The sequence below is a fragment of the Burkholderia sp. LAS2 genome (genome assembly GCF_018417615.1).
GTDB lineage: Bacteria > Pseudomonadota > Gammaproteobacteria > Burkholderiales > Burkholderiaceae > Burkholderia > Burkholderia sola.
The window spans coordinates 721317-743665 of the sequence record NZ_CP071054.1; the positions used below are offsets into that span (position 1 = coordinate 721317).

The 22349-nt window shown below is 70.8% G+C and carries 18 protein-coding genes; 7 read left to right on the top strand and 11 right to left on the bottom strand.

Annotated features, from left to right (window positions below):
• The first annotated feature begins 6 nt into the window (after window positions 1-6).
• The 5 genes from glgX to JYG37_RS32395 all read left to right on the top strand — a co-directional run bounded on the left by glgX (window position 7) and on the right by JYG37_RS32395 (window position 10768).
• The gene (gene glgX / locus JYG37_RS32375; RefSeq protein WP_213346690.1) at window positions 7-2121 is read left to right on the top strand and encodes a glycogen debranching protein GlgX; all 2115 of its coding nucleotides are present in this window, start codon (window positions 7-9) and stop codon (window positions 2119-2121) included.
• Between the two features lie 9 nt (window positions 2122-2130).
• Window positions 2131-4002: a malto-oligosyltrehalose trehalohydrolase gene (treZ, locus tag JYG37_RS32380; RefSeq protein WP_213346691.1), complete on the top strand. Its 1872-nt coding sequence runs from the start codon at window positions 2131-2133 to the stop codon at window positions 4000-4002.
• Window positions 3999-6221, top strand: coding sequence for a 4-alpha-glucanotransferase (malQ, locus tag JYG37_RS32385; RefSeq protein ID WP_213346692.1), 2223 nt, complete (start codon window positions 3999-4001; stop codon window positions 6219-6221). Before treZ ends, malQ begins: the two co-directional genes overlap by 4 nt.
• Window positions 6218-8983 (top strand): malto-oligosyltrehalose synthase, encoded by a 2766-nt coding sequence (gene treY / locus JYG37_RS32390; RefSeq protein ID WP_213346693.1) that lies wholly within the window; start codon window positions 6218-6220, stop codon window positions 8981-8983. The genes malQ and treY overlap by 4 nt, the downstream gene beginning before the upstream one ends.
• A gap of 537 nt (window positions 8984-9520) precedes the next feature.
• A complete protein-coding gene (locus JYG37_RS32395) occupies window positions 9521-10768 on the top strand; it encodes a phosphatidylserine decarboxylase family protein (protein ID WP_213346694.1) in 1248 nt (415 codons plus the stop codon).
• Window positions 10769-10790: 22 nt separating this feature from the next.
• On the opposite strand, the gene JYG37_RS32400 is transcribed toward JYG37_RS32395, so the two are convergent.
• The 5 genes from JYG37_RS32400 to JYG37_RS32420 all read right to left on the bottom strand — a co-directional run bounded on the left by JYG37_RS32400 (window position 10791) and on the right by JYG37_RS32420 (window position 13371).
• On the bottom strand, window positions 10791-11018 hold the full coding sequence (locus JYG37_RS32400) for a hypothetical protein (RefSeq protein ID WP_213346695.1): 228 nt from the start codon (window positions 11016-11018) through the stop codon (window positions 10791-10793).
• Between the two features lie 267 nt (window positions 11019-11285).
• Window positions 11286-11615: a DUF1488 family protein gene (locus tag JYG37_RS32405; protein ID WP_050013972.1), complete on the bottom strand. Its 330-nt coding sequence runs from the start codon at window positions 11613-11615 to the stop codon at window positions 11286-11288.
• Window positions 11616-11619: 4 nt separating this feature from the next.
• Window positions 11620-12168, bottom strand: a complete 549-nt coding sequence (locus JYG37_RS32410; RefSeq protein WP_050013973.1) for a type 1 glutamine amidotransferase domain-containing protein — start codon at window positions 12166-12168, stop codon at window positions 11620-11622.
• Window positions 12169-12443: 275 nt separating this feature from the next.
• Window positions 12444-12809, bottom strand: a complete 366-nt coding sequence (locus JYG37_RS32415) for a DUF3022 domain-containing protein (RefSeq protein WP_050013974.1) — start codon at window positions 12807-12809, stop codon at window positions 12444-12446.
• A gap of 85 nt (window positions 12810-12894) precedes the next feature.
• Window positions 12895-13371, bottom strand: a complete 477-nt coding sequence (locus JYG37_RS32420; RefSeq protein ID WP_213346696.1) for a hypothetical protein — start codon at window positions 13369-13371, stop codon at window positions 12895-12897.
• A gap of 158 nt (window positions 13372-13529) precedes the next feature.
• On the opposite strand from JYG37_RS32420, the gene JYG37_RS32425 reads away from it, so the two are divergent.
• A complete protein-coding gene (locus JYG37_RS32425) occupies window positions 13530-13892 on the top strand; it encodes a DUF3175 domain-containing protein (protein WP_050013976.1) in 363 nt (120 codons plus the stop codon).
• Between the two features lie 42 nt (window positions 13893-13934).
• Complete coding sequence (locus JYG37_RS32430; protein WP_213346697.1) at window positions 13935-15257, top strand: cation:proton antiporter; 1323 nt, start codon at window positions 13935-13937, stop codon at window positions 15255-15257.
• A 4-nt stretch (window positions 15258-15261) separates the two neighbouring features.
• Here JYG37_RS32430 and ligD read toward each other — a convergent pair whose 3' ends face one another.
• From ligD to JYG37_RS32460, 6 genes are all read right to left on the bottom strand, one after another.
• Entirely contained in the window at window positions 15262-18072 is a 2811-nt protein-coding gene (ligD, locus tag JYG37_RS32435; RefSeq protein WP_213346698.1) for a DNA ligase D, read from the bottom strand.
• A 57-nt stretch (window positions 18073-18129) separates the two neighbouring features.
• Window positions 18130-19167, bottom strand: coding sequence for a non-homologous end joining protein Ku (ku, locus tag JYG37_RS32440; RefSeq protein ID WP_213346699.1), 1038 nt, complete (start codon window positions 19165-19167; stop codon window positions 18130-18132).
• 102 nt (window positions 19168-19269) lie between these two features.
• Complete coding sequence (gene katE / locus JYG37_RS32445) at window positions 19270-21375, bottom strand: catalase HPII (RefSeq protein ID WP_050013980.1); 2106 nt, start codon at window positions 21373-21375, stop codon at window positions 19270-19272.
• 127 nt (window positions 21376-21502) lie between these two features.
• Window positions 21503-21889, bottom strand: coding sequence for a DUF3022 domain-containing protein (locus tag JYG37_RS32450; protein ID WP_209924455.1), 387 nt, complete (start codon window positions 21887-21889; stop codon window positions 21503-21505).
• On the bottom strand, window positions 21886-22047 hold the full coding sequence (locus tag JYG37_RS32455) for a DUF1328 family protein (RefSeq protein WP_006498332.1): 162 nt from the start codon (window positions 22045-22047) through the stop codon (window positions 21886-21888). Before JYG37_RS32455 ends, JYG37_RS32450 begins: the two co-directional genes overlap by 4 nt.
• A gap of 46 nt (window positions 22048-22093) precedes the next feature.
• Window positions 22094-22282, bottom strand: a complete 189-nt coding sequence (locus JYG37_RS32460) for a DUF3008 family protein (protein ID WP_006498333.1) — start codon at window positions 22280-22282, stop codon at window positions 22094-22096.
• Between the last annotated feature and the right edge of the window lie 67 nt (window positions 22283-22349).

The following is a 22349-nucleotide window of genomic DNA, read 5'->3' on the forward strand; positions in this document are numbered from 1 at the left end:
ACCCCCATGCCGACCGCCCTGCCCGACCGTCTCGAACCCGGCCGCAGCTACCCGCTCGGCGCGACCTGGGACGGCCTCGGGACCAACTTCGCGGTGTTTTCCGCGCACGCGCACCGGATTCAGCTGTGCGTGTTCGATCCGACCGGCCGCAAGGAACTCGCGCGCCTCGATCTGCCCGAATGCACCGACGAGGTGTGGCACGGCTATCTGCCGAACGCGCATCCGGGCACCGTGTACGGGTTCCGCGCGGACGGCCCGTACCAGCCGCAGCACGGCCACCGCTTCAATCCGACCAAGCTGCTGCTCGACCCGTACGCGCGCAAGCTGGTCGGCCAGTTCCGCTGGTCGGACGCGCTGTTCGGCTATCGCGTGCATTCGAACCGGGCCGACCTGTCGATGGACCGCCGCGATTCGGCGCCCGCGATGCCGAAAGCCGTGGTCGTCGACGAAGCGTTCGACTGGAGCACCGACCGCCGACCGAACGTGCCGTGGCGCAGCACCGTGATCTACGAGACCCACGTGCGCGGCGCGTCGATGCGCCGCGCCGGGCTGCGCCCGCCGGAGCGCGGCACGTTCGCGTCGCTCGCGCATCCGGCGTTCGTCGATCACCTGCTGTCGATCGGCGTGACGACGGTCGAGCTGCTGCCGATCCATGCGTTCCTGCAGCAGCGCGAGCTCGTGAAACGCGGGCTGCGCAACTACTGGGGCTACGACACGGCCGCGTTCTTCGCGCCGGAGCCGTCGTACCTGACGACCCGCAGGCTCGACGAGATGCGTATCGCGGTACGCCAGTTGCACGCGGCCGGCATCGAAGTCGTGCTCGACGTCGTCTACAACCACACGTGCGAAGGCAACCAGCTCGGGCCCACGCTGTCGTGGCGCGGCCTCGACAACGCGAGCTATTACCGGCTGCTGCCCGACGATCCGCGTTACCACGTCGACGAAACCGGCTGCGGCAACACGCTGAACATGTCGCATCCGCGCGTCGTGCAGATGGTGATGGATTCGCTGCGCTACTGGGCGACCGCGTTCAACGTCGACGGTTTCCGCTTCGATCTCGGCGTGACGCTCGGCCGCGAGGATCACGGCTTCGAGCCCGGCGCGGGGTTCTTCGACGCGTTGCGGCAGGACCCGGTGCTCGCGCAGCGCAAGCTGATCACCGAGCCGTGGGATCTCGGCCCCGGCGGCTATCAGCTCGGCCGCCACCCGCCCGGCTTCGCCGAATGGAACGACCGGTTTCGCGACACCGTGCGGCGCTTCTGGCGCGGCGACGCGGGGCAGCGCCCGGAACTGGCCGCGCGCCTGTCGGGCTCGGCCGACCTGTTCAATCACGGGCGGCGCCGCACGTGGGCGTCGGTCAATTTCGTCACCGCGCACGACGGCTTCACGCTGGCCGACCTCGTGTCGTATGCGGGCAAGCACAACGACGCGAACGGCGAGGACAACCGCGACGGCCGCGACGACAACTGCAGCGCGAACTGGGGCGTCGAAGGGCCGACCGACGACGCGAAGATCCGCGACGTGCGCTCGCGCGTCGCGCGCTCGATGCTCGCGACGCTGTTTACCGCGCTCGGCACGCCGATGCTGGTGGCCGGCGACGAATTCGGCCGCACGCAGCACGGCAACAACAACGCGTATTGCCAGGATAACGAACTGTCGTGGCTCGACTGGGACCTGGCGCACGGCGACGAAGGCGTGCAGATGACGCGCTTCGTGTCGCGGCTCGCCGCGCTGCGGCGCATGTATCCGGTGATGTCGTCGCCGCGCTATCCGAACGGCGACCGCGACGGCGCGCCCGGCATGCGCGAGATCGGCTGGTTCGACGAACGCGGCGACGCGCTGACCGTCCCCGCGTGGGAAGACGGCGAACGCCGCGCGCTGACGATGCGGCGCGTCGGCACCGGCCGCACCGGACGCACCGAGGCGTTGCTCGTGATGCTGAACGCATCGGCCGAGACCATCACGTTCCTGCCGCCCGCGCCCGTGCTCGATTACCGGATCCTGCTCGACACCGCGACGCCCGACTCGGGCCCGCGCTCGTGGCCGGACGCCGGGCTCGACGTCGCCGCGCACGCGGCCGTGATCGCGGTCGCGGCCGTGCCACCCGACCTGTCTTCGTGAGGAGCCGCCATGACGTCCCGTTCCGCCCATTCGCCCGGCACGCACGCATACGCGTCGTCGTTCGGCGCGACCTGCCTCGATGCGGACCGCACGCGCTTCCGGCTGTGGGCGCCCGCGAGCCGCACGGCCGCCGTCGAACTGCAGGACGCGGGCGGCCGCGCGCTCCCGATGGCGCCGGCCGGCGACGGCTGGTTCGAGACGATCGCGCCGTGCGGCCCCGGCACGCTGTACCGCTACCTGCTCGACGACGCGCTCGCGGTGGCCGATCCCGCGTCGCGCTTCCAGCCGTATGACGTGCTGGGCCCGAGCCAGGTCGTCGATCCGGCCGCGTACCGCTGGCGTCACGACGCGTGGCGCGGCCGTCCGTGGCGCGAGACGGTGCTGTACGAGCTGCACGTCGGCGCATGCGGCGGCTACGCGGCCGTCGAACGACGGCTGCCGGCGATCGCCGAACTCGGCGTGACCGCGGTCGAGCTGATGCCCGTCAATGCGTTCCCCGGCGCGCGCAACTGGGGCTACGACGGCGTGCTGCCGTTCGCGCCCGACGCGTCGTACGGGCGGCCCGAGGAACTGAAATCGCTGATCGACACCGCGCACGGGCTCGGGCTGCAGGTGTTCCTCGACGTCGTGTACAACCACTTCGGCCCCGAAGGCAACCTGCTGCCGCGCTATGCGCCCGACTTCTTCCGCGCGGACCGGCAGACCGCGTGGGGGCCGGCGATCGACTTCTCCCGCCCGCAGACGAGCGCGTTCTTCATCGACAACGCGCTGTACTGGCTCGACGAATACCGTTTCGACGGGCTGCGCATCGATGCCGCGCACGCGATCGACGACGACGCGTGGCTGCGCGAACTCGCGCGCCGCGTGCGCGCCTACGCGGGCGACGCGCGCCACGTGCATCTCGTGCTGGAGAACGAGCGCAATGCCGCGAGCCTGCTCGGCCCCGGCGGCTTCGACGCGCAATGGAACGACGACTTCCACAACAGCGCGCACGTGCTGCTGACCGGCGAGCGCGACGGTTACTACCGCGCATACGCGGATGCGCCGCTGCGTCATTTCGCGCGCACGCTCGGCGAAGGCTTCGCGTATCAGGGCGAACCGTCGCCGCTGCACGACGGCGCCGCGCGCGGCGAGCCGAGCGCGCACCTGCCGCCGACCGCGTTCATCGCGTTCCTGCAGAACCACGACCAGATCGGCAACCGCGCGTTCGGCGAACGGCTGCGCGCGCTCGCGAACGACGACGCGGTGCGCGCGGCCACCGCGCTGATGCTGCTCGCGCCGTCGGTTCCGCTGCTGTTCATGGGCGAGGAAGACGGCAGCACGCAGCCGTTCCAGTTCTTCACCGACTATCGCGGCGCGCTCGCCGACGCGGTGCGCGAAGGGCGGCGCCGCGAATTCGCCGCGTTTCCCGCATTCGCCGACGCCGCGCATCGCGACGCGATTCCCGACCCGAACGACATCGCGACGTTCGTGCGCTCGTCGTCGCACCATCCGCCCGACGAGTCGTGGCCCGACGCGGCCGCGTGGCGGCGCTTCTACCGCAGCGCGCTGGCCGTGCGCGCGGCGCTCGTGACGCCGCACCTGGCCGATGCGCGCTCGCTCGGCGTCGACCTGCTCGCGGGCGACGGCGACCCGCCCGCGCTGGTCGCGCGCTGGCGCCTCGGCGACGGCAGCACGCTGACGATCGCGCTGAATCTCGGCTCGCACGACGCGACGCTGCCCGCGCTGCCGGTCGGCAAGATCGTGTTCGAGACGCCGCCGCGTGCGCGCGACCGGCTGCCCGGCGGGCACGTGCCGCCGCGCGCGTGCATCGCGTGGCGCGACGGCGCGGTCAACCACGATGCGCGGCAGCACCGCGCGAACGGACGGAGCCCTTCATGACGACCGACGTCCCGATCGCCGCGCTCGCCCGGGCGGCCGGCCTGGAACCCGACTGGACCGACTCGGGCGGCGTCGCGCGACGCGTGGACGACGATGCGCTCGTCGCGCTCGTCGATGCGCTTGGCTGGCCGTGCGGCACCGCGATCCAGCGGGTCGACAGCGCGGCGGCGCTCGCCGATGCGAACGCGGCGCCGCCGCGCGTCGTGACCGGTGACGCCGGCCTGCCGGTGACGCTGCCCGCGACCGTCGCGGCGCCGGGCGCGCGCTTCCGGATCTCGCTCGAAACCGGCGGGCACGTGGATGGCCGCGTGGGCGGCACGGGCGAACCCGGCACGCTGCCGCCGCTCGCGATGCCCGGCTATCACGCGCTCGACATCGGCGAGCAGCGTATCGGGCTCGCGATCGCGCCGCCGCGGGCGCGGCCGTTCGACGCGTTCGCCCGCGCCCACGACGCGGGCCGCCGCTGGGGCATTGCGGCGCAGCTCTACAGCCTGCGCCGCACCGGCGACGACGGCGCGGGCGACTACACGGCGCTCGCGCGGCTGGTCGCACAGGCCGCGCGCCACGGCGCGCAGGCGGTGGCGATCAGCCCGACACACGCCGGCTATCCGGCGCTCCCCGCGCACGACAGCCCGTATTCGCCGTCGTCGCGACGCTGGCACAACGTCGCGTATCTCGACTGCGATGCGGTGCCGGGCGCCGATGTCGCGCGTCGGGCACCCGACGGCCCGGCCGATGCCGCGCTGATCGACTGGCCGCGCGTGCTGCCGGCGAAGCTGCGCCGTCTGCGTGCGTGCTTCGACGCATGGCGCGCCAGCGACGACCCGTCGCGCGATACGTTCCAGCGTTTTCGTGCGGCGGGCGGCGCGGCGCTCGACGCGCATGCGCGCTTCGATGCGCTGCAGGCATTCTGCATCGAGCACGGGATCGGCGCGGACTGGCGGCAGTGGCCCGCGCAATGGCGCATGCCGGGATCGGCGGAAGTCGACGCGTTCGCGCACGCGCATACCGACACGATCGCGTTCCACACGTTCCTGCAATGGTGCGCGTCGCGCGCGCTCGGCGACGCGCAGCACGCGGCGCGCGGCGCGGGGATGGCGACCGGGCTGATCGCCGATCTCGCGGTCGGCTCCGATCGGGCCGGCAGCGACGCGTGGGCGCACGGCACGACGCTGCTGCGCGGCGTGTCGCTCGGCGCGCCGCCCGACCTGTTCAATGCGGCCGGCCAGGCGTGGGGCGTGACGACGTGGACGCCCGACGCGCTGCGCGCGGACGGCTTCATGCCGTTCATCGAACTGCTGCGCGCGGCGTTCGCGCACGCGGGGGGCATCCGCATCGATCACGTGCTCGGTTTCGCGCGGATGTGGATCGTGCCGGACGGCGGCTCGCCGCGCAGCGGCGCGTACCTGCGCTATCCGCTCGACGATCTGGTGCGGCTTGTCGCGCTGGAAGCGGCGCGTCATCGCGCGATCGCGATCGGCGAGGATCTGGGCACCGTGCCGGCCGGGTTGCGCGAACGGCTCGGCGCGCAGGGTGTCGCGGGCATGCGCGTGCTGTGGTTCGAGCGCGATGCGAATGGCGCGTTCCGGCCGCCGTCCGCGTGGGATCGCGACGCGATCGCGATGACGTCGACGCACGATTTGCCGGCCGTGGCCGGCTGGTGGCGCGGCGTCGATCTCGGGTGGCGGCGCGTCGCGGCCGAGGCCGAGGCCGCTAAGCGACGCGACGAAGCGCAATCGCGAGACGTCGCTGCCCCGGCGCCGGACGATGCGAGCGCGCACGATTCGGACGAGATCGTGCAAAGCATGGCGTTCGGACACGACACCGTACAGCGCCCCGATTCGAATCGCGCGACGCCCCCGCCGCCGCCCGAACTGCTCGCCGCGCATGCGGAACGCGCGACCGAGCGCGCGGCGCTGTGGCACGCGCTGCAGCACGCCGGCTGCGCGCCGGCCGGCGCCGCGGTGCCGCCGGCCGACATGCCGCCGGTGAACGCGATCCTGGCCTACGTCGCGAGCAGCCCGTCGCCGCTCGCGCTGCTGCCGCTCGAGGATCTGCTCGCGCTCGACGCGCAGCCGAACCTGCCGGGGCCGCCGTGCGGCCATCCGAACTGGCGGCAGCGGCTGCCGCGCCCGATCGACACGCTGTTCGACGCCGACGTACGCACGCGCATCGCCGCGGTCGTGCAGGCGCGCCGCGCGCGGAGGCACGGCCCATGACCCCACGCGCGACGCTGCGACTGCAGCTGCATGCGGGCTTCACGTTCGACGACGCGGCCGCACACGCCGACTACTTCGCGCGGCTCGGCGTCAGCCACCTGTACCTGTCGCCGGTGTCGACGGCCGAGCCCGGCTCGCTGCACGGCTACGACACCGTCGACCACGGCGCGCTCAGCGCGGAACGCGGCGGCGAAGCCGGTTTCATGCGGCTCGTCGACGCGCTGCGCGCACGCGGCCTCGGCATCATCATCGATATCGTGCCGAACCACATGGGCGTCGGCGGATCGTCGAACGGCTGGTGGAACGACGTGCTCGAATGGGGGTCGGCGAGCCCGTACGCGCGCTATTTCGACATCGACTGGCATCCGCCCGACCCGGCGCTCGACGGCAAGGTGCTGTTGCCGTGCCTCGGCGCGCCGTACGGCGACGCGCTCGCGGCCGGCGACATCACGCTGCGCGCCGATCCGGCCGCGGGCCGCTTCTATATCGCATGCCCGGGGCGGCGGCTGCCGGTCGCCGCCGCCACCTACGCGGAGATCCTGCGCATCGCGAATCGCGCGGACCTGAACGCGCTCGCCGAGCGCTTCGACGTCGCGCCGATCCGCGACAGCGCGCGGCTGGCCGCCGCCCATGCGGCGCTGCGCGACCATGCGGCCGCGCACGGCCCGCATGCGCTCGATGCGGTATTGCGCGGCGCCGATCCGCGCCGCGCACGCTCGCGCGCGTGCCTGCATCACTTGCTCGAACGCCAGCACTACCGGCTCGCGTGGTGGCGCACGGCCGCCGACGAGCTGAACTGGCGGCGCTTCTTCGACATCGCGACGCTCGCGGCCGTGCGCGTCGAAGACGAGGCGGTATTCGACGCCGTGCATGCGCTGCCGCTGCGCCTGCATGCGGCCGGGCTCGTCGACGGCGTGCGCGTCGATCACGTCGACGGCCTCGCCGATCCGCGCGCGTATTGCCGTCGGCTGCACGCACGGCTCGCCGCGCAGCGCGACGCGCGGCCCTATATCGTCGTCGAGAAGATCCTCGCGCCCCGCGAAGCACTGCGCACCGACTGGGCCGTCGACGGCACCACCGGCTACGACTTCATGAACGACGTTGGCGCGCTGCTGCACGACCCGGCCGGCGCCGAACCGCTCGCCGCGCACTGGGCGGCCGTATCGGGTTCCGCGCGCACGTTCGCGCAGGAAGCGCTCGACGGCAAGCGGCGCGTGCTGATGCGCCAGCTCGCCGGCGAGCATGCGCGCGTCGCGCGGCTGCTGCACGGGATTGCGCGGGCGTCGCCCGCGACGCGCGACATCAGCCTGATCGCGATCCGGCGCGTGCTCGGCGAACTCGCGATACGGCTGCCCGTGTACCGGATGTATCCGGCGCGGGGCGCCGAACCGGCCGACGTCGACCGCCGCGTGCTCGCGCACGCGTACGACGGTGCTTGCGCGACGGTCGATCCGACCGACCGCTTCGCGCTCGAGCGCGTCGCCGCGTGGCTCGGCTTGCCGGTCGTGCGCGTGCCGCGCGTGGACGCCGATGCGCTGGTCGCCGCGCGTGTCGCGTTCGCGCAGCTCACCGCGCCGCTGGCCGCGAAGGGCGTCGAGGATACGGCCAACTATCGCTACGGCCGGCTGCTGTCGCGCAACGAGGTGGGCGCCGATGCCGGCGACTTCAGCCTGTCGCGCGGCGCGTTCCATGCACGCAACCGGCGCCGCGCGCGCACCGCGCCGCACGGGCTCGTCGCGACGGCCACGCACGATCACAAGCGCGGCGAGGACGCGCGGGCGCGGCTCGCGGTGCTGAGCGAGGTGCCCGATGCGTGGCGCGCGGTGTCGCTCGACTGGTCGGCGCTGAATCAGCCGCATCGCGGCGGCGCGCACCGCGACCTCGCGTGGACGCCCGGGCCGGCCGCCGAGGCGATGCTGGTCCAGACGCTCGTCGGCTGCTGGCCGCCTGCGCTCGCCCCCGACGACGCGACCGGCCTCGACGCGCTCGCGACGCGCGTCGTGCAATGGCAGACGAAGGCGCTGCGCGAAGCGAAGCAGTACACCGACTGGCTCGCGCCCGAGCCGGACTACGAGCAAAGCTGCGAAGCGTTCGTCCGCGCGATCCTGACGCCGCGCGGCGCGGGCGATTTTGCGCATCGGCTGCATGCGTTCGTCGCACGGATCGCGCCGGCCGGCGTCGTCAACAGCCTGACGCAAACGGCGCTGCGAATCGCGTCGCCCGGCGTACCCGATCTCTATCAAGGTAGCGAGTCATGGGATCACTCGCTCGTCGATCCGGATAACCGGCGCGACGTGCCGTTCGCGACGCTGGCGACCGAAGCGGTCGACGGGCCGGTTGCGTCGTATCTATCGACATGGCCCGATGCGCGCGTGAAGCGTGCGCTGATCGAGCGGATGCTGGCGCTGCGTGCGCGATGGCCGACGACATTTGCGGACGGCGCATACGTTCCGTTGCGGGTGCGTGGCACGCTCGCGCGGCACGCGGTGGCGTTCGCGCGCTGCGATGACGCGGCGACCGTGGTGGTGATCGCGACTCGGCTCGCGTGCCGGTTGCTCGGCGAAGCGCCTGCGTTGCCGCGGGTGGAGCCTGCGCAATGGGGCGATACGGCGGTCGTGCTGCCGCGCGCCGTCGAAGGGCCGTGGGTCGACGGGTTGAATGCGGGGGACGCGCTCGATGCGCCGGAAGGGGTGCTGGCGCTCGATCGCTGTCTGGCCGAGTTGCCTGTGGCGGTGCTGGTCGCGGGGCGGAATGGTGGTTGAAGCCGACGCCCGGTTCGTGCCAGCCCCGTGAGTCACCGAAATCGATTTTGTGCAAAACGTGCCGTGAATAATCGATTTTGCACACACGTCATCGAATTTCAACCGAAACGCCCGATCGTAAGCGTCTTTGTGCAGTCAACGACGGGCGTCGGCAACCTCACGACCACTCTTCCGGCGGCATCTCGCCGCTATCGTCTTCCCACAGCGGTTTCCCCGCCTCCGCTCCACGGCTCGGCGTCACGGGCCCATTTCCGCTTGCACGACCGCCACCGCGCTCACCGCGTCGCGCACCGTCGCGCGGGGCCGCCGCATGCGGTCGTGCGCGCACCCGCGTCGGCGTCACGGTCCGCTGGCCGTCGCGGCGACGCTCGTCCGTCGATCCCGCATCGTTCGTCTGTCGTGCGTTCGAAGCCGTATCCATTTTTCTCTCCTGAGTCATCGAAAAAACCGGTCGCCCGAACGCAGCAATTTCGGTGCCGCGCGCCGGGCAAGCGTCTTGCTCCATCGCTTCGCCCCCTAACCATTACGGAGGTGACGATGACGAATCGCAACGCGCCGCCCGCCACACGCCGCCGCCTCGGCGGATGGATGGCCACCGAGGAATCGCACATGGCCGCGTTCCGCGAAAAAATGGCGAACGAAGCGCGCGCGCATGCCGGCGACAGGCTGCGCACGCCGGCCGTCCAGGAACTCGCGCGGCTGTTCGACGACAACGCGGTGCTGCGCATGAGCCTGACGCGCGCGATCGACGAAGCGCTCGAAGCGGGATACCGGCTCGGCTACGCATCGATCGGCGAGCTGATGACGGTGCTCGACCATCTGATGACCTACACGCCGCCGTTCAGCGAGGAAAGCCTGATCGTGTGCCCGCTGAACGCATTCTTCGACTGGCCGATGTGCATGCCGTCGGGTCACGCGGTGTTTCGCGACGCGTCGGTCAATGCGCAGTTGAAGCGCGTATTGAATGCGTGGTGCGACTTCCTCGGCGGCCCGCATTCGCGCGCGCATCTCGACACGTCGCCGCCCGACGGCTGGTTCTGCGACGAAGCGCGCAAGCGCCTCGCGCTGTCGCAGTTCCAGTATCGCGAAGACCAGCCGCACTGGGGCTTCGATTCGTGGAACGACTTCTTCACGCGGCGCTTTCGCGACGGCGCGCGGCCCGTCGCGGCGCCCGACGATCCGCACGTGATCGTCAGCGCGTGCGAAGCGTCGCCGTATCACACCGAAACGAACGTGAAGCTGCGCGACACGTTCTGGATCAAGTCGCAGCCGTACTCGCTGCGCGACCTCTTCACGCCCGCGTGGCTGTCGCTCGCCGAGCGCTTCGTCGGCGGCGACGTCTACCAGGCCTACCTCAGCGCGTACAACTACCATCGCTGGCATGCGCCGGTGCGTGGGGTAGTCACCCACGCGTATCGGGTGGACGGCGCCTATTACTCGGTCGCCGAAGCGGAAGGCCCGGACCCGGCCGGGCTCAACGACTCGCAGGGCTACATGACGGCGGTCGCCGCGCGCGCGGTGGTCGCGATCTCGAGCGACGATCCCGGCATCGGCACGGTGGCCGCCGTGTTCGTCGGGATGGGCGACGTGTCGTCGTGCGTGATCGACGTCATGCCGGGGCAGCGCGTCGACAAGGGCGACGAGATCGGCTATTTCCAGTTCGGCGGCTCGACCTACTGTCTGCTGTTCGAGGCCGGCGTGATCGACCGCTTCCTGTACGCGCCGCCGTTCGAAGGCCAGCCGCCGGTTGTGCAGGTCAATGCGCCCGTCGCGATCGCGCGGTGAGCGCCGTGCGCGGCCCGGTGCGTCACGCTTCCGTGGCGTCGAACCGGGCCCCGTCGTGTCGTTGCACGCAGCGCAGGACCGACAGGCCGTCGGCAGTCAACGCGGGGCGGTGTTGGCCGGACGCATCGTCGCGCTCCATCACGATCAGGTGTCGTTCGACGAGCGCGACGATGTCGTCGCGGTCGATCTGGATCTGTTCCGGCGCGTGATGCGCCAGGAACAGCGCGGCAAATTCGTGTGCGGTCAGCATGCTCGTTTCCCCGTTGGCGGCGATGCGCGACGCGACACCGGCGTCGCATCGGCAGCGGCGCGAATCGTGCGTCGGCGACGTTACGGGCATGCAGGGAACGTGCCAATCGGTGTTATTCGAGTGGTGGCCGTGCGATGCGCGCGCCGCGCGATGCGGCACCGCACGGCGCGTTCGAGCCGCTGCAAAGTTTTCAACGGCATGTAAGGGCGGCGGGCCGCACGCGGACGGCGTAAAAGCGGGCGCAACACCTGGGGACTGTGCCGCCGCTCACGACCCCCGCGGGCCAAACAACCCAGCCCGCGCACGCCCGGCCGGCGCACGGAAATACCCGCTGTGCAGCACCACGTCGTGGTTGCCGCTCGCCAGCACGTCCGCGCACGCGGCTTCGATACGCGCACGACCGCGCTCGAACGCGTCGCGCAAATCGGCCTCCAGCGCGGAGCGCGCGCCGAAATGATCTTCCAGCGCCTCGACGGTGATCGCGCAGGCGTGCGGCACCCCGTCGACGTCGACGACGAAGCGCAACTGCAGCGCCGCGCCGTCGAACGTGGGCGGTTCGTCGGTCAGCGTCACGCGGCGTGGGGAATCGGCCGGCATCGGCTCAGGCCCTCCGCGACGCGAGGCGCTCGATCAGCGCGCCGTTGAACGCGGGCAGATCGGCCGGCTTGCGGCTCGTGATCAGGTTGCCGTCGCGCACGACTTCCTCGTCCACCCACTTGCCGCCCGCGTGACGGATGTCGTCCTGCAGGCTCGGCCAGCTCGTCATCGTCTTGCCTTCGACGAGCCCGGCCGATACCAGCAGCCAGCCGCCGTGGCAGATCGCGGCGATCGGCTTGCCGGCGCCGACGGCCGCCGTCACGAATTCGCGCGCGGCCGGCACCATCCGGATCGCATCGCCGTTGATGACGCCGCCCGGCAGCACGACCGCGTCGTAGTCGCCTTCGCGCGCATCGTCGAACGTGCGGTCGACCTTCACGCGCTCGCCCTTGTCGACGTGCCGGAAACCCTGGATCTCGCCGCGCTGCTGCGAAATCACGTCCACCTGCGCGCCTTCGGCCGCAAGCGCGCGCTGCGGTTCGACGAGCTCGGCTTCCTCGAAGCCGTCGACCGCCAGAATCGCTACCTTGCAATGATCCAGCCTGCCGCTCATGAATGCCTCCGTGGATGGGATGGGGATAGAGATAGGTCGGCACATGTCGTGCCGTTGCCTGTCGCGCAGCAATCGCCGTTCCGGCCGCGGAAGCCGCTGCCCATGTGCGTCGTCACGCCGTGCGTAGCGCGGCACAAAGGGGAACGACCCGCCATCGATGGCGGCCACCCGCGAACGGGCGGGATCGGCCGCTGCACGTCGCCGCGCCCGGCTGCAAAGATTTCAACGGGATGTAACGCAACGCCGCGGCGACGCCGCACGTCGATCCGATGCGATTACTGCAGATGACGGGCGGCGTCGAGCATCGCGTCGGTCAGCTCGACCGTCAGCGTCAGGTTTTCGCCGGTATCGGGCAATTGCTCGAGCGTCTGCTGCACGGCGTCGTGCAGCATCGCGTGCACGCGCATCCGCGCGCCTTCGTCGAGATCCGCGTAGCGTTCCATCGTCGAGCATTCGAGCGCGAGCACGACCGAATGCCGGGCCGCCTCGGGCGGCGCCTCGACGGCGTTCGCCCACGCTGCGTGGAACATGACCCTGCCCGTTTCGACGTCCACGTGGACCGTCGTGTCGAGATCGTCCATGTCGCTTGCCTCGCCGTCGATCTCGTCGTGCTCCAGGAAAATCCGGGAATTCGATTGCATGATGTCCTCCTGCGTGGTGGCGGTGCGCCCGTCCCGGGAAACCGCGCCGCCATCGCGCCGTGCCGGCCGCGCCGGCACGACACCGTCAATAACCGCTGGACCCGCCGCCCGTGCCGCCGGCCCCGCCGCCGCCCGTGCCCGTCGAGCCGGCCGAACCGCCGTTGCCGGCGCCCGTGCCGCTCGTTCCACCCGAGCCGCCCATACCGCCCGACCCGCCGGCGCCGCCAGAGCCGCCGCCGACACCGCCGCCCGCGGCGCCGCTACCGCCCTGGCCCGCGCCGTTCGGGCCGCCGCCCGGCTTCACATGGCCGGCCGCCCCGCTATGCGAACGCATCCCGTGCTTCGCGCCATGCCGTTGCGTACCCGCCGGCGGAGGCGGCGCGGCCGTATTGCCGTTGGCGCTCGGCGTCGACATGTCCATCGACGGATTCGGCGCGCCGGTGCCCTCGTCCGAGCGCTGCGAATTCTGCGCCCACGCGGGCGGCGCCGCCGCGACGATCGCGACGGCCGCGCAGGCCAGCACGCGCCGCGCGACAAACTTCGATTCGAATGCTGATTTCATGGCGTTTTCTCCCTATGGGTGATCGCGTGATGGAAATTCCTGCTCCGACGTCTCAGCAAGGCCCATGCCGTCACTGGCCGCGCTCGCGACGCGGCACGGGATTTGCGGCGCCTCTGTCCACACGACCTTTCTGTCACCTCATACGGAGCCCCTGCCTGATGCCTTCCGCTTCCGCCTCTGCTTCCCATGCGCACGGCAAGCGCCACACGCGCCGCCCGGGCCGCGCGCGCAGCGCCGACCCGGCCCACCGCAAGCGCTGGTCCGGCGAAGTCACGCAAAAAAGCGATGCGCTCGACATCGAGCCCGACATCTTCAAATCCGACGATCCGGCCGCGATCGCGGCGTCGCTGAAGCACTCGGCCGAGCACAGCCGTCGCCGCAAGGCGTCGCCGTTCCAGTCGGCGATGTCGATGCTGAACTTCTACGTGAACCGCGCGGGCCGCAACCTGCCGAAAACGCGCCGTACGACGCTCGAACGCGCGAAGCGGAAACTGCGGGAAGCCTTCGGCCGCAAGCCGTGACGGCTGGCGCGCCGCCCGTCTCCCTCCCTGCGATTCACACGCATGCACGAAACCCTCTGGTACCTGATCATCGGCGCCGTGCTGCTCGGCATGGGCGTCGTGACGTCGGCGCTGCGCCACCTGCCATGCAGCTCGGCCATGATTTACCTGGTGCTCGGCGTCGCGCTCGGCCCGGCCGGCGCCGGCCTGCTGCATCTCGACCTCGAACGCGACGGGCCGCTGCTGCGCGAGATCGTCGAAGTCGCGCTGCTGGTGTCGCTGTTCGCGATCGGGCTGCGGCTGCGCGTGCCGCTGTCCGACAAGCTGTGGCTCGTGCCGTGCCGTCTCGGGCTGCTCGCGATGATCGTCACCGTGCCGCTGCTCGCCGCATGCGCGGTGCTCGCGCTGGACCTCGGCTGGGGCCCCGCGCTGCTGCTCGCGGCGATCCTCGCGCCGACCGACCCGGTGCTCGCGCACGACGTGCAGGTGCACGATCCGGGCGATCGCGACCTGGTGCGCTTCGCGTTGTCCGGCGAAGGCGGGATGAACGACGGCATCGCGCTGCCGTTCGCGCTCGCGGGGCTCGCGCTGTGCGGCGCACCGGGCGCCACGCACGGCATCCCGCCGCTGTCCGGCACGTTCGCGCTCGTCGCGCTGTGGGGCATCGCCGGTGCGGCCGCGATCGGCGGCGGGCTCGGCTGGGTCACGACGAAGACGATCGGGTGGCTGCGCACGCGCCACGGCCAGGCGCTCGGCCTCGAAGGCTTCTTCGCGCTCGCGCTGATCGTGCTGTCGTTCGGCGCCGCGCAGCTCGCGCACACGTTCGGCTTCATCGCGACGTTCGCGGCCGGCGTCGCGATGCGGTGGGTCGAGCATCGCGCGAGCGGCGACCGGCCACCGCGCGAAGTGATCGGCCAGATCGACTCGGAAGACGTGGTCGCCACCGAGAAGCATCCGGACAAAGCGCATGCGTTCATGGCCGAATCGGTGCTCGGCTTCACGATCGAGCTCGAACGGATCGCCGAAGCGATCGTGATGACGATGATCGGCAGCGTGCTCGCGACGTTGCCCGGCCCGCTGCTCACGTGGGGCGCCATCGCGCTGGCCACCGCGCTGTTCGTCGCCGTGCGTCCGCTCGCGGTGCTGGTCACGCTCACCGGCTCGCGCGCGACGCATGCGCAGCGGCGGCTGATGGCGTGGTTCGGCATCCGCGGGATCGGTTCGTTCTACTACCTGCTGTTCGCGCTCGAGCACGGGCCGTCCGACGTGGTGCGCCCCCTCGCGGCGCCGGTGCTGGCCGTGGTATCGGCTTCGGTGGTCGCGCACGGGATCTCCGCGACGCCGCTGATGAACTGGTATTACCGGCTGCAGCAGCATCGGCACTGACGCTTCACGCACCGGCGTCGAGCCGCGCCCGCATCGCCGCGGTGATGCGCTGGCGCGTGCTCGCATAGCCTTCCCACGGGTCGCGCTTCAGCGTGTCCAGCCGCTCGTGCAGCGTATCGATCGTCCATTGCGCGCCGCCCGTCGTGTCGGGCACCTCGTCCCAGTCGAGCGGCACCGACACGCCCATGCCGGGCCGCGCCCGCACCGAATACGCGGCGATCGTGCTCGCGCCGCGCCCGTTGCGCAGATAGTCGACGAAGATCTTGCCGCGCCGGTGGCGCGGCCCCATCGTCGCGGTGAAACGGTCGGGCAGCGTGCCGGCGACGTGCTGCGCGACCGCGCGCGAAAAGTCCTTCACGTCGTCCCAGCCCGCATGCCGCGTGAGCGGCACGACGACGTGCAGCCCCTTGCCGCCGCTCGTCTTGCAGAACGACACGAGCCCCAGCTCGTCGAGCAGCCCGCGCACGAGTTGCGCGGCGTCGATCATCGTGCGCCACGGCAGCGCCGGGTCGGGATCGAGGTCGAACACGATGCGGTCCGGCCGCTCGATGTTCGACGCGTGCGCGTTCCACGTGTGCAGCTCGACCGTGCCCATCTGCGCGGCGCCGAGCAGCGCATCGACGCTGTCGATCGACAGCAGCGGCCCGTGGCCGGGATCGAGCCCTTCGTGCTGCGTGACGAACGGGATCTCGCGGCGCTCCGCGTGCTTCTGGAAGAACAGCTCGCCGGCGATGTCGCCCGGCGCGCGCACGAGCGATACGGGCCGGCCTTTCAGGTCGGCGAGCAGCCACGGCGCGACCCACTGCCAGTAACGCGCGAGATCGATCTTGCGCGTACCGCTTTGCGGGTCGAGCACGCGCTCGGGATGCGTGATGCGCACGCGGCCGAGCGTGTCGGGGCCGGACGCGTCGCCTTCGGCGCGGGCGGCTGCACGAGAACGTGACGGGCGCTTGCGATCGGCGGTGTCGCGAGCGGCAGGCGATGCGCGCTTGCATGTGTCGTCGTGCGGGGTCTGGCGTTGATCCATCGTCACCTCCGTTTCCGTGTGTTTCGGCATTTCGCGGACGATCTGCTCCGCCGGCTTGTCGTCGCGCAGCGCGATGAACGCGGCCTGTCGCACGATCCCGTCGCCGGTCCATTCCGCGAATTCGCATTCGGCGACGAGCGTCGGCTCGACCCAGTGCACGCGCGTGCGCGTGCGTTCGCGCGGCGGCGCATCGAACGGCATCGTGTCGCGTTCGTGCTTGCGCAGGATCGCGGCGAGACGGTCGAGCATCCGCGCGTCGAAGCCGGTGCCGACGCGGCCGACGTAGCGCAGCGGCGTCGGCCCACGCCGCCGCTTGCCGGCCGGCGCCGGTTCGTGCACGCCGAGCAGCAGCGCGCCGAAGCCGTGCCGGCTGCCGGACGGCTCCGTAAAGCCGCCGATCACGAACTCCTGCCGACGCCGGCATTTGAGCTTGATCCACGCAGGCGAACGACCGGCGCGGTAGCGCGAGTCCGCACGCTTGCCGATCAGCCCTTCGAGGCCGGTGTCGCACGCGCTCGCGATCAGCGACGCGACGTCTTCGCCGAGATCGGGCGAAAAGCGCACGCGCGCCGGGTCGCTGCTCGCGAGCAGCGGTTCGAGCAGCGCGCGACGCGCGGTGAGCGGCGCGTCGCGCAGGTCGTATCCGTCGAGATAAGGCAGATCGAATACGAAGAAGGTGACCGTGTCCGAGCGGTCCGCGCCGAACGCGTTCTGCAGCGCCTGGAAATCGGGCAAGCCGTTTTCGCCGAGCACGACGGCCTCGCCGTCGAGCCATGCGTCGTCGACGTCGAGCGCCGCGAGCGCGTCGCGCTGCGCGCGCAGCTTCGCGGTCCAGTCGCGGCCTTCGCGCGTCATCAGCGTGACGCGCCGGCGAGCGCCCTTCCCCGCGATGCGCGCGAGGATCCGATAGCCGTCGAACTTCAGTTCGTAGCACCAGCCGCCGTGGGTCGGCGGCGCGTCGACCAGCGTCGCGAGTTGCGGCGCGACGCGCTCCGGCAGCGGCGCACGCACCGCGCCTTCGACCTGCGACGGATCGGCGGGGCGGGGGCTTTCGTGGCTTTCATGGCTGGCGTCACTGGCGTGGCGCGCGTCATGTCCATCGCCGGCGTCACCCGTCGATCGACCGCGCCGAGCCGCGCGCTTGCGCGCCGCGCCGTTCGACGCGCCGTCGTGCACACTCCCCGGCCGCTCGCCGACGACGTCGAATTCATCGGCGCCGCGGGCGTCGTCGTCGCGCTCCTTGATCAGCAGCCACTGCTCCTGGCGCCCTTCCTGCCGCCCGCTGCGCACGAGCGCCCAGCCGCCGTGCAGCTTCTCGCCGTCGAGCCGGAACGACAGCTTGCCGGCCCGATAGCCTTCGCGTGCCCGCGCAACGCCGCCGTCCGGCGTCCACGTGCCCTCGTCCCAGACGACGACCGACCCCGCACCGTAATGCCCGGCCGGAATCTCGCCTTCGAACGACGCGTATTCGAGCGGATGGTCCTCGACGTGCACCGCGAGCCGCTTCACCTGCGGATCGAAGCTCGGCCCCTTCGGCACGGCCCACGACTTCAGCGTGCCGTCGAGTTCGAGCCGGAAGTCGTAGTGCAGCCGGCGCGCGTGGTGCTCCTGGATCACGAAGCGCAGCGGATGGCTTGCGCGCGCGGCAGGCTTCGCCTTCGGCTTCGTGCCCGCTTTCGTGTCGCCCTTCGCATCGGCCTTCGTGCGCCGCTTCCCGTGCGCGCCTTCGGGCTCGGGCGTTGCGCCGAAATGGCGCTTGCGGCGATACGGATCGAGCTTGCCGGCCATCGCGTCACCTCGTCGGAATCGGAGTCGAAATCGAAATCGGAGTCGGCATGATCGGCGTCACGCCGCGTGCTTGCGGCGCGCGGCGGTCTTCTTCGTCGCATGGTCGCTCGCGGCGCCGCGTTTCGCGGCGGTCTTCTTCGCCGCGGTTTGGGTTGCCGCGGTTTTCGTCGTCGTGCCTTTCGATGCGGATTTCGAAGGCGGCTTGCGGCGCGCGCCGCCCCGCGACGATGACGATGACGACGGCGCCTCGTCATCCCCTTCGTCGCGCTCGCCACGCAGATCCGCCGCCCGCGCACCGGCGCCGCCCTTCAGGCTGCGCTTCAGCAACTCGGTGAGATCGACGACGTTGCTCGCCGCGCGGCCGGTCTGCGCGGGCCGATCCTCGATCTCCTCGATCTTGCCCGCACGCACCTTGCGCTCGACCAGTTCGAGGATGTCGTCGCGAAACGTGTCGTGATATTCGTCGGGCGTCCAGGTGCCGGACATGTCGTCGATCAGCTTCTTCGCCATCCCGAGCTCGCGCGCGGTGACGCCCGCGCCCTTCGCGTCGCCGGCCGGCACCGACAGTTCGTCGAGCGGCCGCAGTTCTTCCTGCCAGCGCAGCGTATCGAGCGCGAGTATCGGCCCGACCGGAATCAGCGCGCCCAGATGCTGGCGGTCGCGCATCACCACGAGCGCGATGCCGATCTTGCCGCTGTCCTTCAGCGCGTCGCGCAGCAGCGTATAGACCTTCTCGCCCTTGCGGTCCGGCACCAGGTAGTACGGCGTGTCGAGATAGAGGAACGACACGGCGTCCTCGTCGACGAAGGTCAGGATGTCGACGGTCTGCGTCGATTCCGGATTCGCCGCGCGGATCTCGTCGTCGGTGAGCACGACGTAGCGCTCCTTCTCGTACTCGTAGCCGCGCACGATGTCCTCGCGCGTGACTTCCTTGCCGGTGCGCTTGTTGATCTGCCGATAGCCGATCGGGTCCATCGAGCGCTTGTCGAGCATCCGGAACGACGGCTTCACGGTGCGCGTCGCCGGAAACAGCTGCACGGGCACGTGCACGAGCCCGAAGCTGATCGCGCCTTTCCATATCATCCGCGGTGCCATGCGTGTTCCTCCTTGCCGAATGCGCGCCCGCCCGAAGGCAGGCGCGCGGTACGGCGCAAACCGCTGTCGGCCGCTTCTGGTCGCTTCTGGCCGCTTTCGGCCCTATGCCGGCAGCTCCGCCGCCTGCTGTTCGCGCGCCCAGACGCGATGCCGGCCGAGGTGATCCGACAGCGTGTTCAGTACCTTGTCCATATCGACGGGCTGCCCGACGCACACGCCCTCGGCCGGGTCCGGCAGGTGCGCGGCGCTGAGCAGTTGCCGCCCCGAGCCGACGGCCGCGATCGGCTTCAGGTGCTTGAACGCCTCGCGCACGAAATGGCGGGCCTCGGCGCTATGCGCGAGATCGCGGCCATCGCCGTCGCCGCCGCACACGAATACCGCGTCGAACATCACCGACGGCATGCCGACCAGTGTCGCCTCCGGCACGATGCCGCCGATCGGCGCGAGCGTCGGCGCGACGATCGTCGGCACCGCGTGCGCGGCGAGCAACGCGTCGCGCACCTGCTCGACCAGCACCTGATTCACGCCGGGCGTCGCGATCAGCGCAATCTTGCGCGAGCGGATGCCGGGCTTCGCGCGGCCGATCAGGCTCAGCGCCGGCGAACGCTGCGCGACGACCGGCGTCGCGCCCGCCTGCGGCGCAGGCAGCCCGAGCCGTTCGGCGACCTGCGCGGCGAGCCCCGCGTCGAAGCGCGCGATGATCTCGTTGACCACGCGCTCGCGAATGTGCGGCTGCGTCACCTTGCCGAGCTCGAAGCAGTACGCGTCGCGGATATGCCGCTGCTCGATGTCGGTCATGCTCTGGTAGAACAGCGCGGCCTGCGAGAAATGGTCGGCAAACGATTCGCTGCGCACGCGCACCTTGTGGCCTTCGAGCGGCTCGGGCACGGTCTCGAACCCGCCGCCGGACGGCGCGGGCGGCGTCTCGCGCGGCCAGCCGCCGCTCGTCGAATTCGGCTCGTACGACGCCTGCCCGACGTTGATCGTCTGCCGATGCATCGCGTCGCGCTGGTTGTTCGCGAACGGGCACACCGGCCGGTTGATCGGAATCTCGTGGAAGTTCGGACCGCCGAGCCGGCTCAGCTGCGTGTCCGTGTACGAGAACAGCCGCCCCTGCAGCAACGGGTCGTTCGTGAAATCGATGCCCGGCACCACGTGGCCCGGGTGAAACGCGACCTGTTCGGTCTCCGCGAAAAAGTTGTCGGGGTTGCGGTTCAGCGTCATCCGGCCGATCGGCCGCACCGGCACGAGTTCTTCCGGCACGAACTTGGTCGGGTCGAGCAGATCGAAGTCGAATTTATCCGCGTCGGCCGGGTCGATCATCTGCACACCGAGTTCGAACGCCGGATAGTCGCCGCGCTCGATCGACGTCCACAGGTCGCGCCGGTTGAAATCGGGATCGTGGCCGGCAATCCGCTGCGCCTCGTCCCACAGCAGCGAATACGCGCCGCTCACGGGCCGCCAGTGGAATTTCACGAAACGCTCGACGCCGGCCGCGTTCACGAAGCGGAACGTGTGCACGCCGAAGCCGTCCATCGCGCGATAGCTGGCCGGCAGCGCACGGTCCGACATCAGCCACAGCACCATGTGCGTCGTTTCCGGCACCAGCGACACGAAATCCCAAAAGGTGTCGTGCGCGGACGCGCCGGTCGGCATCTCGTTCGGCGCCTCGGGCTTCACCGCATGCACGAAGTCGGGAAACTTGATCGCGTCCTGGATGAAGAACACCGGCATGTTGTTGCCGACGAGGTCGTAGTTGCCTTCCTCGGTATAGAACTTCACCGCGAAGCCGCGCACGTCGCGCACGGTGTCGGACGAGCCGCGCGGCCCCTGCACGGTCGAGAAGCGCACGTAGACCGGCGTTTCGGCGGCCGGGTCCTGCAGGAACGCGGCCTTCGTGTAGTCGGCCATCGGTTCGTACACGCGGAACACGCCATGCGCGGCCGAGCCGCGCGCATGCACCACCCGCTCCGGAATGCGCTCGTGATCGAAATGCGTGATCTTTTCGCGCATGATGAAGTCTTCGAGCAGCGACGGCCCGCGCGCGCCGCCGCGCAGCGTGTTCTGGTTATCGGCGATCCGCACGCCCTGGTTGGTCCGCAGCGCCTCGCCGTCGGGCCGCGCACGGTGCTCGTCGAGCTGACGCGACTTCGCGCTGTCGTGCGGTTGCGTCGGGGGCGTCTTGCCGGCGGATGGGGGAGTCGTCATCGTCAGGTATCCTCTTGGAATTCGGTAGGAAGCCGCTGCCGCACGGCGCCGCGCCGCGGCGCGCGCGTGCGGACGGCAGGGAAAGCCGGCCCGGCGTGCCGCGAACGGCCGCGGGCCGGTGGCGGCGTCAGGGCGCGCGCAGCGCCGCGTCGAATTCCGCGGCCGTCACGTCGAGCGCGACGTTGCATTCGATCGCGGCGTCCTCGACGCGCGGCTTGTGCTCGTCCACCGCGCGCCGCGCACGGTCGCACAGCTGCGTGCGCACGCGCAGCCGGTCGGCCGTGTCGAGCGTCGCGTAGCGTTCGATCACGTCCGCGTCGAACCGCATCTCGACCGTGCAGCGCCATTCGCGCGCGTCCTCGTCGGACGGCACGCGCACCCACGACACGTGGATCGTCAGCCGCCCGGACGCGTCGTCCGCATGCACGACGACGGTCGACTGCGACGGAAAACCGATCGCGAACGCGTGCTCGAGTTCCGCGACGCGCTGCGACCGGTCGGGCATCACGTTCATCGTCGCACGACGCCCAGCAGCAACGTGACCAGGAAGATCACGACGAAGATGTAGAACAGGATCTTCGCGATCTCGGCCGCACCGGCCGCGATGCCGCCGAAGCCGAACACGGCGGCAATGATCGCGATGACGAAGAAGATGATGGCGTATCGAAGCATGGAACCCTCCTGGATGACTGCAGTCGTCACTAAACGTCGGCGCCGATCACGCATCGTGCTTGTGTTTCGGTTTGCCGTGCGTGGGTGTGGAAGCCATTTTCTCGAGCTCCTTCTCGCTCATCGACTTGGCCATCGATTTCGACGGCGGCTTCAGGTCCTTCATTTTCGTGTCACCGCGCTTGGCCGACAGCGCGGCCCCGGCGGCGCGCTGCTGAGCCTGGGATTTGGCTGGCATGGTTGCGCTCCTCTCGTTGGCGCGCGAGCCGACGCGACGCGCGGCACGCGCGGGTTGGAACAATGAG

Excerpts from the sequence above, each read along its gene's own strand:
- malQ (WP_213346692.1), top strand. The coding sequence starts at position 3,999 with ATGACGACCGACGTCCCGATCGCCGCGCTCGCCCGGGCGGCCGGCCTG.
- JYG37_RS32460 (WP_006498333.1), bottom strand. The coding sequence starts at position 22,282 with ATGCCAGCCAAATCCCAGGCTCAGCAGCGCGCCGCCGGGGCCGCGCTG.
- JYG37_RS32430 (WP_213346697.1), top strand. The coding sequence starts at position 13,935 with ATGCACGAAACCCTCTGGTACCTGATCATCGGCGCCGTGCTGCTCGGC.
- JYG37_RS32400 (WP_213346695.1), bottom strand. The coding sequence starts at position 11,018 with ATGCTGACCGCACACGAATTTGCCGCGCTGTTCCTGGCGCATCACGCG.
- treZ (WP_213346691.1), top strand. The coding sequence starts at position 2,131 with ATGACGTCCCGTTCCGCCCATTCGCCCGGCACGCACGCATACGCGTCG.
- katE (WP_050013980.1), bottom strand. The coding sequence starts at position 21,375 with ATGACGACTCCCCCATCCGCCGGCAAGACGCCCCCGACGCAACCGCAC.
- JYG37_RS32455 (WP_006498332.1), bottom strand. The coding sequence starts at position 22,047 with ATGCTTCGATACGCCATCATCTTCTTCGTCATCGCGATCATTGCCGCC.
- JYG37_RS32395 (WP_213346694.1), top strand. The coding sequence starts at position 9,521 with ATGACGAATCGCAACGCGCCGCCCGCCACACGCCGCCGCCTCGGCGGA.
- JYG37_RS32405 (WP_050013972.1), bottom strand. The coding sequence starts at position 11,615 with ATGCCGGCCGATTCCCCACGCCGCGTGACGCTGACCGACGAACCGCCC.
- JYG37_RS32450 (WP_209924455.1), bottom strand. The coding sequence starts at position 21,889 with ATGAACGTGATGCCCGACCGGTCGCAGCGCGTCGCGGAACTCGAGCAC.
- ku (WP_213346699.1), bottom strand. The coding sequence starts at position 19,167 with ATGGCACCGCGGATGATATGGAAAGGCGCGATCAGCTTCGGGCTCGTG.
- treY (WP_213346693.1), top strand. The coding sequence starts at position 6,218 with ATGACCCCACGCGCGACGCTGCGACTGCAGCTGCATGCGGGCTTCACG.
- JYG37_RS32410 (WP_050013973.1), bottom strand. The coding sequence starts at position 12,168 with ATGAGCGGCAGGCTGGATCATTGCAAGGTAGCGATTCTGGCGGTCGAC.
- ligD (WP_213346698.1), bottom strand. The coding sequence starts at position 18,072 with ATGGCCGGCAAGCTCGATCCGTATCGCCGCAAGCGCCATTTCGGCGCA.
- glgX (WP_213346690.1), top strand. The coding sequence starts at position 7 with ATGCCGACCGCCCTGCCCGACCGTCTCGAACCCGGCCGCAGCTACCCG.
- JYG37_RS32415 (WP_050013974.1), bottom strand. The coding sequence starts at position 12,809 with ATGCAATCGAATTCCCGGATTTTCCTGGAGCACGACGAGATCGACGGC.
- JYG37_RS32425 (WP_050013976.1), top strand. The coding sequence starts at position 13,530 with ATGCCTTCCGCTTCCGCCTCTGCTTCCCATGCGCACGGCAAGCGCCAC.
- JYG37_RS32420 (WP_213346696.1), bottom strand. The coding sequence starts at position 13,371 with ATGAAATCAGCATTCGAATCGAAGTTTGTCGCGCGGCGCGTGCTGGCC.